The 17,551-nt window shown below is 45.6% G+C and carries 7 protein-coding genes; 6 read left to right on the top strand and 1 reads right to left on the bottom strand.

Annotated elements, in window-relative coordinates; all coding sequences use genetic code 11:
- From NSQ57_RS22670 to NSQ57_RS22645, 6 genes are all read left to right on the top strand, one after another.
- A complete protein-coding gene (locus NSQ57_RS22670; RefSeq protein ID WP_342425328.1) occupies positions 1–900 on the top strand; it encodes a polysaccharide deacetylase family protein in 900 nt (299 codons plus the stop codon).
- Between the two features lie 170 nt (positions 901–1,070).
- Positions 1,071–2,621 carry a multimeric flavodoxin domain-containing protein gene (locus NSQ57_RS22665; protein ID WP_341071289.1) on the top strand — a complete coding sequence of 517 codons (1,551 nt, stop codon included), beginning with the start codon at positions 1,071–1,073 and terminating at the stop codon, positions 2,619–2,621.
- A gap of 45 nt (positions 2,622–2,666) precedes the next feature.
- Complete coding sequence (rffA, locus tag NSQ57_RS22660) at positions 2,667–3,812, top strand: dTDP-4-amino-4,6-dideoxygalactose transaminase (protein ID WP_340933384.1); 1,146 nt, start codon at positions 2,667–2,669, stop codon at positions 3,810–3,812.
- The gene (locus NSQ57_RS22655; RefSeq protein WP_340933382.1) at positions 3,813–4,538 is read left to right on the top strand and encodes a GNAT family N-acetyltransferase; all 726 of its coding nucleotides are present in this window, start codon (positions 3,813–3,815) and stop codon (positions 4,536–4,538) included.
- Positions 4,539–4,673: 135 nt separating this feature from the next.
- Positions 4,674–5,762 carry a hypothetical protein gene (locus NSQ57_RS22650; protein WP_340933380.1) on the top strand — a complete coding sequence of 363 codons (1,089 nt, stop codon included), beginning with the start codon at positions 4,674–4,676 and terminating at the stop codon, positions 5,760–5,762.
- Between the two features lie 260 nt (positions 5,763–6,022).
- Complete coding sequence (locus NSQ57_RS22645) at positions 6,023–6,220, top strand: cold shock domain-containing protein (protein ID WP_013312263.1); 198 nt, start codon at positions 6,023–6,025, stop codon at positions 6,218–6,220.
- Between the two features lie 158 nt (positions 6,221–6,378).
- Here NSQ57_RS22645 and NSQ57_RS22640 read toward each other — a convergent pair whose 3' ends face one another.
- Positions 6,379–17,454 carry an adhesin gene (locus tag NSQ57_RS22640; RefSeq protein ID WP_342425327.1) on the bottom strand — a complete coding sequence of 3,692 codons (11,076 nt, stop codon included), beginning with the start codon at positions 17,452–17,454 and terminating at the stop codon, positions 6,379–6,381.
- Positions 17,455–17,551 lie beyond the last annotated feature (97 nt).

Genomic DNA, 17,551 nt, shown 5'->3' with positions numbered 1-17,551 from the left:
ATGGGTAATATTGCTGCGATGTATCACTATGTACGTGAGAAAAAGGGATGGGATGGGATTGCTCCCATGCATCCCCATGATTTTGAAGAACAACTAGATTTAATTAGCAAGACACATCGAATTATCTCGTTAGACGAGATTGATAGATTTAATTCGGAACCATGGTGTGTACTAACGTTTGATGATGGTACAAAAGACCAATATACGTTTGCTTTTGACATCTTGAAAAGAAAAGGGATTCCTGCATATTTCACAGTCATGTCTGGTCCACACCTCACAGGTAACGTTCCATTAGTTCATTTGGTACATACGGTACTCTCTTACAAATCCGATGAAGAGTTATGGGGATTATTGAGTGGGACATATGATACGAGCGGTGTGGAAGAAGAGAGCCAAATCTATAAGTACGAACAGAAGAAACTTCGCAGATACAATAAATTTATGCTTAATTTTAAATTATCTGTTACGGAAGCCACTATCTTTCTTGAGTCTATTTTTCAGTCCTTGTTTCCCGATAAGCAAAAATTTATAAATAATTTTTATCTAAGTACAGAAGAAATAGTCGAAATGAGCCAGGCAGGAATGACTATAGGTGTGCATGCTCATAATCATATTCCTTACAATGGCGATCCACAGGAATTTTATGATATTGAAATCGGTCCTTGTAAAGATTGGATGAAGAGTGTTTTAGGTATAAACCCGATCTGGTATACGCCTGCTTTTGGTGGTGGAGTCAACCAAAAGTTAATGTTGGACAAACTAACTCCTATTCTAGTACAGAATGGATTTGTTGGTGCTTTCAGTACAAGAGAAGGAGGGGTTTCGGACAATAGAGAGTTTTGGATGGACAGAATAGACTGTATACGTCTGCCTCCCCTAGGGACATCATCGTATTTGTGATCTGTGGGATGTGAATGGGGAACGAACTACTATGTTGGTTCCTTGTGTTTTTTATTTGAAATTGGGTTGCTTTTTGGGTATGAAAAGAGAGATGAGAGACTGTCTGGCTTTTTAAGCCTAAATGCGGTTTTCTCTGTAACTCCTAATTATAAAATGAAAAGAGGTTACTAATGAGCTACTCTGAGGCAACACTTGAAATAGAAAAAATACTGTCAAATGATAAATTGCCGAATGTGGAAGTATACAAATTACTAGATCATGAACTAACCAAATTAAATGAAAACTTTGAAAATATAAATTCAAATAGTCGTCAAGAGATAGTAACTGAAATCGAACAAATGACATCAGATTATAAGAATTGGGGACTATATTTAACGTCATTTCTACTCACATGTACAAAGGATCAGAAGTTTTTAGATGATATTTTTGAATATATAGAAAAAGAAGTAAGGATAGATGTGCTTCATTTTGTTTACTGGCAAATTACGAGCTTTCTTTTTACTACTCCTAAATTGAAAACGGAGCAAAACACTAATAGACTGAGAAGGATATATCGAAAATATTTTGAGTATTTTAATAGTCAAATTGCAAACGAGGCGAAATGGATTCCTTATGAAGAACGCAACAAAGATCTTGTAGTTGTTGTAGCCGGACAGGTGCTTTCTATGTTACATAGCCCAACACAAGTAGCGTTAGATCATTGCAAAGCTTTATATAATCTCAAAAAAAATATTTTCCTTATCAATACCGCAGACATGCCCCGCTCTATAGCCACGCCTTATTTCGGAGCTGTCCTATCTAACTATGTTGAGGGATACAATCAAACTGACAAGCTAATGTATGAAAATTTAAGTGTTCCATTCTTTCAATGTCGAAAAGAAATGCCAAATGGCAGTCAAATAATGGAACTTATGAAAATGATATTGCATTTAAAGCCGCTCTTTGTTTTATCCATCTCAGGCTCCAATCTAAGCTCCGACCTATTCTCTAATTTTGTGCCCGTAATTACTCTGCCATTGGCTTATGATCTTCCCATCTCCGAGAGCACATTTTCAATTTTGCCCAGAAAAATAAACCAAGCAGATTTGAACACGCTAGAAGAATTAAATAGGTCTCGGGAATCCGTTATTGAGAGTGTATTTACTTATAAATATACGCCTCCACAGACTAAAATGCATAGAGAGTATTGGGGGTTAGCTGAGGATAATTTTGTATTGGCCGTGGTAGGTAATCGCCTTGATACGGAGCTAGACGATTCTTTTTTAACAGAACTAGATGATCTATTGAGATGTAATGATCATACCCGCATTATGTTTATAGGAGAACTTGAAAATTATAAAAAGATAACGAATCAGTATGTCACTCTTGAAAAACAATCTGTCCATGTCGGAGTTCAAAGGGACTTAGCCGCTGTTTATGAAGTGTGTGACGCGTATTTAAACACATTTCGATCTGGAGGCGGTACGTCTGCTGCCATTGCTTTGCGGCAAGGGCTACCCGTTTTTACATATGCTTTCGGAGATGTTGCTCATACAGCAGGAGAGCACTATCATATTGACAGTTTTGAAGATGTGAAGACATTTATAAAAAATTGGGATAATCCTGTGTTTAGGGAACGCGAAAGATCTATAGCTATAAACAGGGCGAATGAAATTTTTGATAGTGAAAAGGTTATGAGAGAGATCATAGAGTCTATGACTAAATCACCACACTTTTATTAGGCTGCATGGGCTTCACCACATAATTTGCTGAAATGAGAGATGATAATGATAAATTTCAATGTACCAGCAATCGTAGGTAAAGAAGGAGAGTATGTCGAAAAGTCATTTTCTAGTGGACATCTTTCGGGGGATGGAGAATTTACGCGTTTATGTGCAAACTGGTTTGAAAGAATTTTTGATGTGAAAAAAACATTAATAACGACTTCTTGCACACATGCTCTGGAGATGGCTGCTATTCTCTTGGATATCCAACAGGGTGATGAAATTATCATGCCTTCTTATACATTCGTATCCACTGCCAATGCCTTTGTTTTAAGAGGAGCTAAGATTGTATTCGTGGATATTCGACCTGATACTATGAATATCAATGAAGATCTTATAGAAGATGCGATCACTAATAAAACAAAAGCAATTGTCCCAGTGCATTATGCTGGAGTAGCTTGTGATATGGATAAAATTTTAGAGTTGGCGAATAGATACAAGTTGGCAGTTGTAGAGGATGCAGCACAAGGAATTCTTAGTGAATATAAAGGAAGGAAACTTGGCACCCTTGGTCACTTAGGATGTATCAGCTTTCACGAAACCAAGAATGTACATTGCGGGGAAGGTGGCGCTTTGTTAGTTAATGATGAAACATTTATGGAAAAGGCTGAAATAATACGTGAGAAAGGGACAAACAGATCTAAATTTTTTAGAGGCCAGGTAGATAAGTATACTTGGGTTGACATAGGTTCTTCCTACCTCCCTAGTGAACTAAACACTGCATTTTTAATGGCACAACTTGAAGCCTCAGAAATGATTACAAAAAATAGATTGGTTAGCTGGAATTTATATTTTAATCTATTACAACCTTTGAGTGAATTAAATTTAATCGACTTACCATGTATACCTTTTAATATTACCCATAATGCTCATATGTTTTATATTAAAGTAAGAGATTTAGAAATAAGAACCGAACTATTAAATTTTTTGAGAAGACATGAAATCATGGCTGTTTTTCATTATGTGCCGCTTCATAGTTCCGAGGCAGGATTAAAGCATAGTTCTTTTACCGGTGAGGATGTCTATACAACTAGAGAGAGCGAGCGTTTAATTAGATTACCTCTCTATTTCAATATAAAAGAGTCAGACATAAATAAGATTGTAGAATGTATATTCGACTTTTTTCGACAGTATAGTTGGAGGGGTTAGATGCTGAGGCTTTTGCATTGGGATTCTATTTTTTTTGCTATGAATATGGCGGAGATTGCTAATACTTCCCCAGTTTCAAGCTCATATTTTCAACACGTTATAGAAAAGAATCAATTAGATTTTATACAAGCACTTTGTAAAATTGATGATATAACGACCATTCATTTTCTCGAAAATGAAAATTTCCATATAGCGGATACTAAAGTGACATTTGAGACTACAATTGAAACTAACGTACAAAGTAAAAGTTCTCTCGTATTAGCTACGGAGCATGACTTTTCTATTTTACAAAATATGATGACTGGATTATTTAAAGATAGTAGATATTCTTGTTATCCACATCTTTTTGATAAAGGGAAAGTGGATGAGTTATATAAACTATGGGTGAAAAAGTCTATTACGGGTGCGTTCGATGACTATTGTCTTGTCATTAAATTAAATGAAGAAATTATTGGATTCGTGACAATTAAAGAAGATTTAATAGATAGAAAGGCAAGGATCGGTCTTTTGGGAATTGATTTGAAACATCAAAGCAATGGAATAGGTACGAAATTATTAACAGAATTAAAGGTGTTTCTTGAAAGTAGGCCGATTGAACAACTAGTAGTTTCAACACAAGGTCGAAATTATAGTGCATTAAATTTATATATAAAGTGTGGTTACAGAATTCAAAAAATGGAAAGTTGGTATTATTGGACGAGGGTGCTGATCAATGCTCGTTCATAGATTCAATGTAAGATAGTCTAAGACGAAACCTTAGAATAAAGGATAATTAAGTATTTTATAGAATTAGTACATCATCCATAGGAATTAATTTCAATCTATGAATAATTTTAAGTATTCTGAGAAGGGATGATGTTTATGAAACGGGGAAAATATCTTTCTGGAATTTTATTAGTCATTTTAGTTTTAAGTAGTATGTCAGTAGCTCCAGCCTCAGTTGAGGCTAACTCATCAAGTTCAACGGCGAAGGATATGGCTACGTCACTTTCGCTTAATACGACTCAAACGCTGGAACCTACCAGCACGACTGAGGCTGTATATGGTGAGACTCTTAAAGTGAACAATCATCGTGTTTCATTAATGTCTAATTTTAATGTGAACGGTGACCTCATGAGTTTCGAAGATTCATTAACGACAGCTGATCCAACAGATTTTTGGTTCTTTAACGTACCTACGGATAGAAGCATTCTGGCTCAGATCAAATCCAGTAATCCCAATTATAGATTTGATTTGTATTCGATTGATTGGAGCACGGGAACAGCAAGTTTGACGGGTTTTGGAGGAAAGGCCTCTGAATTGAAGTTTGCTACAGACTTAAAAGCAGGGGACTGGGGACTTCGTGTTACTTCCACAGGAACGGTAGGTGAAAGCTATAGTATCCACATGAATGCGGCCTCGCCAGCGGATACACCGATTAATGGTAAGACGGCCAAGCTAACATCTTACTCGAACAATTTGTTATATACGGTCATTGAGTATCCAAATGGAGATATTAAGGTGAATGGGACCCAAATTGCCAATACAACGGTGGCAAACCCGAATTTGGAATGGTCAAGAGAATTCAACTTCTCCAGTGGTGGCAGTTATTCTTCAAGAAGTCATAATGTATCAGATGTTCGGATTAAAAGTATCACTACGCCTGTGAAGTATACCTCAAATTATGCAAGCTCAGATAATGCTGTTTTGATTGTTCTAAATGCTGACACGCTTTTTACCTATTTTGAATCTGCATATAGTTCTGGCAATCCACCATATCACAGTTCCTCTTTTGTTGACACCAGTGGCAGAACTACGCCGAGACGTCTAGATATTATTGATATGGCTGGAGATCCAGACATTCTTGTGTACGATCTGGATACAAAGAAAGTAATTGATTTTGTAAGTAACTTGAATTACTACTATGCAAAAGGAATTGAGCCCCAGCCAACGGTAGTTTACTATAATTAAGTAAAAAAGAAATAAGAAAAATTTTCAATGTTTTTTCCCTAGGGGTTTCAAACATTTACAAAGAGTTTACTATACTTGTATAGTAAACTCTTTGCTTAATATACCATTTCAATCTATAGAAATAGATTGCTTTGTAAAATTGGAATAACTATGAATGAAAACATTATCAATTCCAATTGACAATGGATAACTTTGGGTGGTATAGTCGGAAATGTGGGCGAGAGCTTCACTTCATTTGATGACGAAGGGAATGTTAGTGCATGCAAGGTAAAGTAAAATGGTTTAACGCAGAAAAAGGTTATGGTTTCATTGAAACATCTGACGGCGGCGACGTATTTGTACATTTTTCCGCAATTCAAACAGAAGGCTTCAAAACACTTGAAGAAGGACAAGACGTGGAGTTCGACATTGTCGAAGGCGCACGTGGACCACAAGCCGCTAACGTAACCAAATTATAATCATCCCCGGCATAGCCGACCTACATAATTGGTAAGATGGTTAGCAATGGATAACGCGCTAGCACTGCCCTGGAATTTATTCCAGGGCTTTTTTATGTTTTCTAATTACATAAAAAAGCCCCTTACCCGGTGGTAAGGAGCTCAACGCAACAGAACATTTACTCTAGAGAACCATCAAAGTCAGCCATTTCCACAAAAATGGTATTGGAAGAGGCAGATTGTTTCTCTACGCTTCCGTCTGGATAACGGAATTGATAGCGCAGAATAACTTGGGCGATCAGATACGCACGGAGCGCAGATTCGATGTCGAAAGAGAATACGATGACGGCTTTGTAGTCTGGGTCAAGCCGACCTAACGGTATATCTTGGAGCAGGTTAGGATGCGGAAGCGGCACAGAATTCACGGTGACCGTTCGCAGCAAAATGAAATCTTCGGCTGCAAATGGTGCAGTGAGCAAGAGCTCTTCCAGCGGGGTATTGCCGATGTTTTCCACATGGACGGTGAAAGACAGGGTATCTTCTTGGCCGACACGCAGAGCGCTGGAGCTAAGCGTGAGTTTAGGAATGGCTGCAATAACGGTCACGCCAACGGTGTTGGTCTGGGAGGTTTCCTGGATGGTCTCTCCTCCACTACGACGTGAGGTATATTCGATGATGGCCTGGTTGCTGAATGTTCCATCCGCAGGTGCTTCACGAATTTGCGTCTGAAGCGTAAGGGTGAGCGTCTCCCCTGGTGCAATATCCGGGAGCGTGATACCTGCGGCGGGATTAGCACCTGGCTGTGCTTTTTCTTGGATAGTTAGGCTGTTGGGTACATAAATGAGTCCATGCGGCAACGGGTCCGTGAACAACGGATATTGTGCAGAGATCCCCCCTTTGTTAGTAATCTGAATGGTGAAGGTGAGTGTGTCGCCTACAGAGGCATCTGTGGTGTTCACCTTTTTAACTAATTCGAGCAGTGGGGATACAATTGGGATCGTAACGGCTTTGGTAGTCAATGTCCCTGATACGACTCTTCCTCCAGGTAGCGTAAACGAGTAGGCAAAGGCAGCTTGATTTACGATGTAGCCAGATGGAGGCGTCTCCGATACGGTCACTTGATAAGTCAATGTCAATGACTGTCCTGGTTCCACATACCCTAGGCTAACACCGATAGTTGGATCGGCTCCCGACAGTGATTGACCGTTCAACTGTATGCTGTCAGGAATCAACAGAGTCCCGGCAGGAATGAAATTTTGCAGTGTAACTTCGGATGTTACGTTGCCGAAGTTGTTGAGCAGTACCGTATAGGTAAGACTTTCTCCTGCGATGGCCTCCGTATTTTCCGTGGAGATACTTGCGGCAAGCTGTGGATCGAAAACAGCTATAGTCACGGTATTGCTGGTAACCTCGCTAGCACCGTCACTGCCAGCATATTGAAGCCGCACGCTATTGTTTAGACGTCCTCCGAGAGGCAGAGACTGAACGTTCACGCTGTAGGATACATCAATTGTCTGTCCTGCCTGCAAGCTGCCGATAAATAATGGTTCACCCGGCTTGCTAGAAGCAGGTGGAGAACCGCTAATTCTCAAGCTACTCGGGTTTATGATGGTTCCATTCGGTACGTAATCGGCTAACACTACATCGGTAATGACCGAGCCTCCATCATTAACAAGAGTCAACTGATAAGGCACAGCATCGCCTAATGCGACAGTAGACACTGTTGTGCGTAGCACGGCTGACAAGGCTCCTTTAGCAGTAGGGGCTACTTTAACCGAGACAGAAGGTGAAGCAGTTACCAGATTCGTGCTTCGTCCGTCCGGCAGCTGGTAGGAGTAAGCCAGCGAAGCTTGATTCACCAGTGTGCCAGACTCGGAGGCACGAACGACAAGCGCGGAGAAGAGGGTAGTCGTCTTTTCTCCTGGTGCGATAGTGCCTAGGGCAATGCCTTGCCCTGGACTGACGCCATGTTGAGGGATTCCATTAACCGAAACAGAGCCAGAAACAAAAGAAAGCTCCGATGGCAGTGAGTCCGTTAACAAGCCAAATGCACCGATATTCCCAGTATTTTCTGCAATGATGGAATAGGTGATGCTTTGACCTGGCTGTACGCTCTCCGTGCTGGCTATTTTCGTCAGTTTCACTACAGGCTGAAGTAAGGCAATGGTGACAGCATTGGACAAAACGGCACTCGCTTCTTCACCATTTGAGAGTAACAGGCGTGCCTGATTCGTACGTGGTCCTGGCTGTTCTGTCGCTGTGATACGGACATCAAAGGATATGACAGTCTTGGAATACGCTTCTAACGGTGGCAAAGGTATACCGGTGCCGGGATCGCTTTCTGTTACCGTAGATCCATTAATCTGAACTGAACCTGTAATAAACTCGATGTCTTCTGGCAAAATATCCAGCAAACGGGCATCTTGCACGGTATTTGTATCCTCGTTGAAGATCACGAGTTCATACGTCAAGGTTTCGCCAGTAGTGGCGAAAGGTGAGCTTACGCTTTTACTTAATGTGATGTCTAGCGGTGACACGGCAACCTCAACAATGTTGGATAAACGGAAACCGCCTGCCTCTCGCCCATTTGGTGCATTAAAGCGATAGTCTACCTCGGCCTGATCAACCAGCAGTACGGTTGCAGGGATGGAAGATACCAGCACTTGGAAAGTGACAGTTGCCGATTGTCCTGGTGGTATGGCTGGAGTCGGGATGCCGGAAACCGGGCTTGCACCGGGAGCTGCAATGCCATTAATCGAGACGGTGTTGGGAAGGAATACAGAGCCGTCTGGAATATTGTCGCTTACCGTAGTTGAGGCTGCAATGTTACCCGTGTTGGATACGACAATCGTATAAGTGATGATGTCTCCGACGGTGGCATTATTAGTATTGCTTGTTTTGACTGCTGTCAGGATCGGCTGGAAGACTGGAATAGTTACCACATTAGATGTTGAACTGCCAGTAAATGCCCCGCTGGTAAAGCTAACGGATGCCTGATTGGTTAATTGTGCCGATGTGGGCAAGAAATCAACTCGAGCCTGGAACGTAACGGTAGTAACAGCTCCTGGAGCGAGCGTACCGATGGCAATACCAAATCCAGGATTTCCATCAGGGAAGGAGGTTCCATTTACAGTAACACTGCCATTCACAAAGGAGCTTCCTGCTGCAATGATATCTGAAACCACTATATTATTGGCGGTACTGATTCCATTGTTGGAAACGGCCAAGGTATAGGTGATGATATCGCCGACAATGGCGTCTGTAGCTGCTGTTCCTTTGACAATGCTCACATCTGGTGAGGATACAGAGATACTAACTGTGTTGGATACCGCAGATCCGGATACTGTTCTGCCATCTGGTGGTTGGAAAGTGAATGAGCCTGATGCCTGATCGACCAGTACCTGTGGATTAGGCAGAGTATTGATAACGGTTTGGAACGTTACGGATACCGTTCCGCCTGGCAACACGGATCCAACGGGAACGCCAGTTTCGATGGACAATCCAGGTTGCGGACTGCCAGCAATGCTGACACTGTTGGCAAGGAAAGTCGATCCGGCTGGGATGTTATCGCTGATGGTAAGTGCTGCTGCAATATTGCCGCTATTTACGGCCGTAATCGTGTACGTCAGTGTATCGCCGACGGAGGCGTTAAGAGTGCTGGATGCTTTAGTAATTGCAATTAGCGGTTGGAACACAGGTACGATGAGTGGATCGGAAAAGGCAGTGCCAGTGAACGTTCCGCTAGTAAACGTGACGGCTGCAATATCTGTGAGCAGGGGTGGTTGCGGCAAAGACTGGACAGTCGTTTGGAAACTGACGACGAATGTATTTCCAGGTGCGACGTTTCCAATGGCAATTCCAGCAATCGGAGAGGCATTAGGGAAGGCTACTCCGTCGATGAGGACACTGCCCGGAACGAAGGAGGTACCTGCAGGAATTGTATCGGTCACGACAGTATCTGTGACTGAATCCACACCGCTATTCGTGATGCTCAGTGTATATCTGATCGTATCTCCGACTACAGCGGCTGCCAGACTGGATGTTTTCGTCACCTGAATATTAGGTGCAGACACAGCAACATTGACTGTATTGGATGTGACGGAACCACTCAGCACCCTACCATCTGGTGGTGAGTACGTAAAATTCGCTTGCCCTTGGTCGGTTAATATAGGCGGAACTGGCAGAGACGAGACGATGGTTTGGAAGCTCACTGTAATACTGCCTGAAGGGGCCAGTGATCCGAGCGTTATGCCTGTAACTGGCGAAGCTCCTGGTACAAGGATGCCATTAACGACTACGCTGTTAGGCAGTAGCTCAGAGCCAGTAGGAATGTTATCCGACAGCACAGGTATAACGGCAATATTTCCGGTATTGGTGAGTGTCAGGGTATAGACCAATGTTGATCCGATCTGTGTATTGACGGTATTGACGGTTTTGGTCAGGCCGATGATTGGCTGATAAACAGGCAAGGTCACCGGATCGGATTGCGAAGACGAGGTCAACGCGCCCGAAGTAAAGCTGACGGTTGCTTGATTAGTTATTTGCGGCGGCTGCGGCAGACTAACGACGGAGACCTGGAATGTAACGGCTGCCGAGCCACCTACTGCAATGGTGCCAACAGGGATACCTGAGCTTGGTGATGCAGTAGGTACAGATGTGCCATTCACGGTTACACTGCCAGAAACAAAGCTGGTGCCGGGCGGCAGCTGATCAGATACAACGGCATTGACGACTTGACTGATTCCGTTATTCGTAGCGACGACAGTATACGTAATGGTATCTCCGACTACAGCATCTGTAGCGGAGGCTGTTTTGATAACGTCCACATCTGGCGAAGAGACCGAGACGGTCACGGACGGAGATACTGCACTTCCAGTCAGGACACGACCATCTGGTGGTTGATAGCTGTAAGCTGCGGTCGCCTGATTGACCAATGTACCTGATGCGGGCAGTGAGGTAATGACTGTCTGAAAGGTCAGAGTGACGGTCGTAGCTGCACCTATGATACCCAATGGGATCCCAACACTTGGATCTGAACCAGGTGCTGCGGTGCCATTGATCACTACACTATTAGGTATAAAAGCTGCCCCTGCCGGAATGGGATCACTAAGTACGGTATCTGCACCGATGTTTCCAGAGTTCGTAACGGAGAATGTATAGGTTACAGTATCTCCAACTGTAGCTCTTCCCGCTCCCGCGCTTTTAGTTACAGTGACGATCGGTTGATACACAGGGATGGTAACGGGATTGGATACCGAAAATCCATTAAATGCACCTGAAGTAAAGCTGACGGTTGCTTCATTAGTGATGGACGCCGGTGTCGGCAGGGATTGTACGTTAAGCAAAAAGCGAATCGTGGCTCCGCCACCAGCTCCAAGCGTTCCGACAGGAATGCCATTTTGTGGGTTGGCTGTAACAACAGGAGTACCATTAATTGTAACGCTGCCCGGGACAAAGGCGGTTCCGAAAGGAATGGTGTCCGTAACGATTACGCTAGTAACCGGATCGAGTCCGTTATTGAACGCAGTTATGACATATGGGACAGAATCGCCCACGACAGCGACAGCCACCTCAGCTGCCTTCGTGGCTGTAACATTCGGTGACGAGATTGGAATGGATACAGGCAGGGCTGCTCCGCTTCCAGTCAATGTTCGTCCATCTGGCAATTGGAACGTGTAGTTCACAGTGGCCTGGTTGGTCAGTATAGAGCCAGGTGGTACTGATATGACCACGGCGCTAAATGAGACGGTTACCGTCGCGCCTGGTGCGATTGAACCGATATTAATGCCTGTAATAGGGTCTGCTCCGGGAATGGGCGCACCGTTGACCAATACGCTATTTTGATTCAGGCTAAGCGAGCTGGATAACAGATCAAGCACGACCGTTTCTGCAGGCGCGTTGCCGGTATTGGTTACAGTGATGAAAAAACCAAGTGTATTCCCTACGGTAGCACGATCCGCACTGAGGGTATTGGTCACATTCAAGATCGGCTGTAATACAGGCAGGCTGACTTGATTCGAGATGGATTGACCTGCAAAAGCCCCGGAATTAAAGGATACCGTTGCCTGATCTGTTGACAAACCTGATGCTGGCAAGGATGTTACTGTGGCCTGGAAGGTAACCGTTGCTGAGCTGCCAGCTGGAACAGTGCCTACGGACACACCTGTAGCAATGTTGGCTCCTGGTATAGTGATACCGTTGACTTGTACGGAGTTAGGTATAAAAGTAGTGCCATCAGCTATCGGGTCGATAAAGACCGTCCCTGTTACAGGTTCAATGCCTCCGTTTGCTGCGGTAATGGTGTACGTAATGGTGTCTCCAAAGGCTACAGAAGTCTGATTGACTGTTTTGGTCACGGTGACATCTGGATTGGATACAGGAATAAACACCGGATTGGATTGGACGCTTCCGTTTAATGTGCGACCGTCAGGTGGCTGGAAAGTGAATGTGGCCGAACCTTGATTTAACAGGCCCTGGCCAGTGGGGACAGCGTTAATGACCACTTGAAAGGTAAGAGAAACAGAAGCCCCCGCTGCAATGTTTCCGACTATTACCCCTGATTGGGGATTGGCTCCAGCAACAGGCAGACCGTTCACGGTGACGCTATTCGGTATAAAGGAGGAACTAGATGGAATGGCATCGGTGAAGGTGGCGGTCGCTGCTAGATTACCTGTATTTTGGGCAGTGAGTGTATAGACTACGGTGTCGCCTACCGTTGCTTGACTCGTATTTGCGGTTTTAAGAAGACTGATAATAGGCTGGTAAACAGGGACGACAACGGTGTTGGAGAGTGATGTGAAGTTCAGTGTACCGCTGGTAAAAGAAACTGTAGCCTGATCACTCAGCTGAGGTGGGTCAGGCAGGCTGTTGACAGACACGGAAAAGGTAACGGTTGTTGACGCTCCAGCAGCGATGGAGCCAATTGGAATCCCCGTTAAGGGGCTAGCTGACGGCAGCGTTGTTCCATTTACGATAACGGAGCCAGGAACAAAAGAGGAGCCTGTCGGAATGGTATCGGTCACACGAACATCTGTTATGATTTCGATGCCACTATTGGTAGCTGTAATAGTATAGGTTATCGTATCACCAGGAACGGCATCAGTTGCCGAGGTGCTTTTACTGACCTGCACATTGGGTGACGATACAGGAATTGTGACAATATTGGACGAAACATTGCCGTTAACAATCCGGCCATCCGGCGGTTGAAAGGAAAAGCTGATATTCGCCTGGTCGGTGAGTTGGGGAGGTAAAGGCACGGAAGTAATCACCACCTGAAAAGTTGTTTGAGTTACGGCTCCAGGTGCAATGGAGCCAATAGACAGACCTGCTTCGGGACTGGTACCAGGAATAGGAACACCGCTGACGACCACACTGTTCGGTACTAGTGCTGAGCCTGCGGGAATATTGTCTGTCAATGTGGCAGCAGCAGCTATGTTACCATGGTTGGTTACCGCCACGGAATACGTTACGATATCGCCAACTGTTGCCCGTAGGAGGTCAGCAGTTTTACTTACAGTTAGCACTGGAGCATTGACGGCTACTGTCACCGGGTTAGATACTGACACGCCGGAAAAAGCACCGCTCGTGTAGCTGACACGCGATTGATTGGTGAGCTGCGGTGGACTTGGTAATGGAGAGGATACCGTTACCCTGAAGGTGATCGTAGCTCCCCCTCCAGCGGCAATGCTCCCAATTACGATACCTAAAGAAGGATCTCCACTGGCTATTGTGGAGCCATTCAGCGTTACGCTACCCGCAGTGAATTGAGAGCCGGCCGGGATAGGATCGGAAACGACCACATTGTTCACGGTCTGGATTCCGTTGTTAAGTACGGTCAGGGTGTATAATACCGAATCACCTGGAATGGCGGTGAAACGGTTTGCAGTCTTCGAAATGGACACATTCGGCGCAGACACAGGAATGGATAGCACGTTGGACGATGTGCTATCTGTTCGCACCCGCCCATCAGGCAACGTAAAGGAAATGGCGGCGGTGGCCTGGTCTGTCAGTTGAGATGGTGTTGGAAGAGAGGCTACTACGGTTTGGAATGTCAGTGTGATAGGGCTTTGCGGCGACACGGTTCCGATGAAAATGCCTGCTGCTGGACTGGCTCCGGGCTGACTAACACCATTGATTACTACGCTGTTCTCCATAAATGTGGAACCGGCAGGAATAACATCTGTCAGCGTTACAGAAGCATTATAGTTACCGTTGTTCGCGACCAACAATGTATACAGAATTGTGTCGCCTATCGTAGCTGCTGTTGTATTTGCAGATTTGACCACACTGATACGAGGCTGATAAACCGGCACAGAGACGGTATTTGTCTGGGATGTTCCGGTAAAAGCACCGCTGGTGAAGCTGACACTGGCTGTGTTTTGCAGCGGCTGTACGGACGGAACGGCGTTGACTAGCACGGCATAGGACACCTGCACGGATGCGCCTGCGCCAATGGTACCGACTGGAATGCCACTTCTTGGATCGACTGTGCTCACAGGTGAACCACCGACGGTTACGCTTCCGGGTACAAATGACACGCTGCCGGGGAGTGGATCGGTAATCACGGTGTTTGTGATGGGGTCAATTCCGTTATTAACGGCGTTCACGCTGTAGGTCAGCGTTTCGCCAACACTAACGGATGTGAATCCCGCAGACTTGGTTACGGCTACGTTGGGAAGCGAAATCGATACGGAAACAATATTGGAAAAAAGCGAGCCCGAGAGGGTTCTTCCGTCTTGCAACTGATATGAATATTGGAGCAGGCCCTGATCGTTTAATCCACCCCCGGGTGGTAGGGAATCTACTGTCGTCTGGAATGAGGCTGTAATTTGTGCACCAGGGTTTACGGTGCCCACTGAAATTCCCGTATTAGGATTGGCGCCTGGCACTGAGGATCCGCCGACAATGACGCTTCCGGGAATAAAGGTGGAGCCTGTCGGTACAGTTTCCGTTAAGGTCGTGTTTAATACGACTGTTCCGGTATTAGCGATGAGGAATGAATAAGTAATTATTCCGCCAACGCTGGCACGGTTGGAGCTTGCGCTCTTGGTAATTGTCGGCGCCGCGATAACGACAGGTATGGTTACAAGATTGGACAAAGATGATCCGGTAAAGGCCCCAGAAGTGAAGCTGACAGTTGCACGATTGTTGATCTGTGCAGGAGAAGGCAGAGAATTAATGGCTGCCCGAAATACAACCGTAACCGATGCGCCTGGAGCTAAAGTACCGATCGGAATGCCGTTCACAGGTGTAGCAGTCGCAGAAGCAGTTCCGTTCACGGTGACGCTACCAGGTACAAAGGCAACTCCGTTTGGCAGCGGATCGGTAACGACTACATTGGTCACATTGGCGATTCCGTTGTTTGTGGCGGTTAGGGTAAACTGAACAGTCTCTCCGACTGCGGCTGCTGCCAGAGAAGAGGCCTTTGTCACGGTCACATTTGGTGAGGAGACGGGAATGGTGAGCGTGTTGGACGTCCCGCTTCCGTTCAATACACGTCCGTCAGGTGGTGTGAAGGTATACGTGTAAGCCGCCTGATCGGTCAAATTACCAGAGGCGGGAACCACATTGACCAGGGTCTGGAAGGTCACGGGTATAGTAGCACCTGTATTAATCGTTCCTACTGAAAAACCAGTAGCGGGATTGGCAGCAGGCACGGAGGAACCGCCAATGGTCACACTACCCGGTATGAAGGATGATCCGGCGGGAATGCTCTCCGAAAAGCTGAGATTTGCAGCAATGCTGCCCGTGTTGGATATTTGAAACGTGTACGTAATCGTATCTCCGACTGTAGCAGCCGTTGTATTGGCACTTTTAACAATCCCGATGACGGGCTGGTAGATCGGTGTACTGGCAGTGTTGGACGGAACGTTGCCAGAAATGACAGGCCCTCCAGGTACAGTTTGGAAGGAAAAGGATGCGGATGCCTGATTACCTAGCTGGGTGTTTGCTGGCAATGAAGTGACGGTTGCACGGAATGTAATGGTCACCGTGGAAGCAGGAGCTACACTGCCCACTGTGATACCTGTAGCGGGATTGGCCGTTGGCTGGGCTGTGCCCGCGACAACAACACTGCCAGGTACGAAGGTAGCCCCGGCTGGTATGGTATCGGTAAGTACTGTGTTGGAAGCACTGACGAGTCCCGTATTCGAAATGTTAATCGTATAGGTAACTGTATCGCCAATAACCAATCCTGTAGAGCTGGCAGTTTTGGTCAGGGTCACCAGCGGAGCATTGATATCAATTTGAATGGCATTGGCATTTACAGTGTAAATGTCGCCATTGGTTGTCAGCTGGAGGACACCTGTCGTTTGGCTGTTGAGCAGCGTGGAGGAAATATCGACATTGGTAATGTCCCAGCCTTGCCGTCCGCCGGTCACCTGCGTTCCAGGTGTCCCATTTACGGCATTAGTTGTACCGAAGGTCCCGGTCGTGACCAATGTACCGTCATCTCCGTTTATTTGCGAAGCGAAAAAATTAGTCGAAAAATTATTAGGCCCAGACAGCGCAGTCAAACTGGATGTGGTAGGTCCAAACAACGCACGGTCACCAGTGATGTCCACGTCACCCTCTTGGGCGCTAATCAGCGCCCTGCCGCGCAGAGTTCCCTGTACAGGAGTGGCAAAGCCACTCACTACAACGTTGACCGAGCCAGTAGCACTGCTGACCCCCTCACCGCCTACACGCAGCGACAGGTTACGGAAGGGCAGAGATGGGTTATTGTACACCACAGCCAGCGTCCAGCCGGCATGGTTGGTGTTGGTGGAATCCGGAACCGTGATGGTGCCCGTCACATTTCCGACCGTGTATGCCCCTGCACCGCCTTGAATGACCAGATTTGTGACATTTGCTGTTCTCACATAGGTACTGAGACTGGTGACGTTGACTGATGTTGCAGATTCAGGGCTGACCGTGGTAGATAAAGCAGGTGTCTGAAATGTGACCGGGTTACTGGCGCTGGACAATACATTGGTGCTGCCGTTGGCATAACTTCCTCCCCAAATAAGCTCAGCATACAGCACTGTACTGCCCGCAGGGAGCACAAGGAATGCTGTCGATGAGTTACTGGTAAAGGTAGAAGTCGTGCCAAATGGATACGTGCCGAAGCGAGAGGCTGTATTGGTTGTGATGAAAGCGCCAATGCTGGTCGCTGTTCCCGGCACTCCTACCGAATTAGAACGTGCCAGCCCAAGTGTATTCCCTATAAAGGTGACAGCCCCCGTCTGGTTCGTTACGTAACGCTGAATAAAAGCCATGGATTAGCTTCCTACTTTCCATCTCTTCCAAATCTGTTATCTTGAGATCTCCGTATAGGAAGAGCCAGCTAGGCTGGGTGTAATAATCCTTTCGTAT

The sequence above is a fragment of the Paenibacillus sp. FSL L8-0502 genome, from assembly GCF_038593055.1.
Classification (GTDB): Bacteria; Bacillota; Bacilli; order Paenibacillales; family Paenibacillaceae; genus Paenibacillus; species Paenibacillus polymyxa_D.
This window is presented reverse-complemented; position numbering and strand designations above follow the sequence as displayed.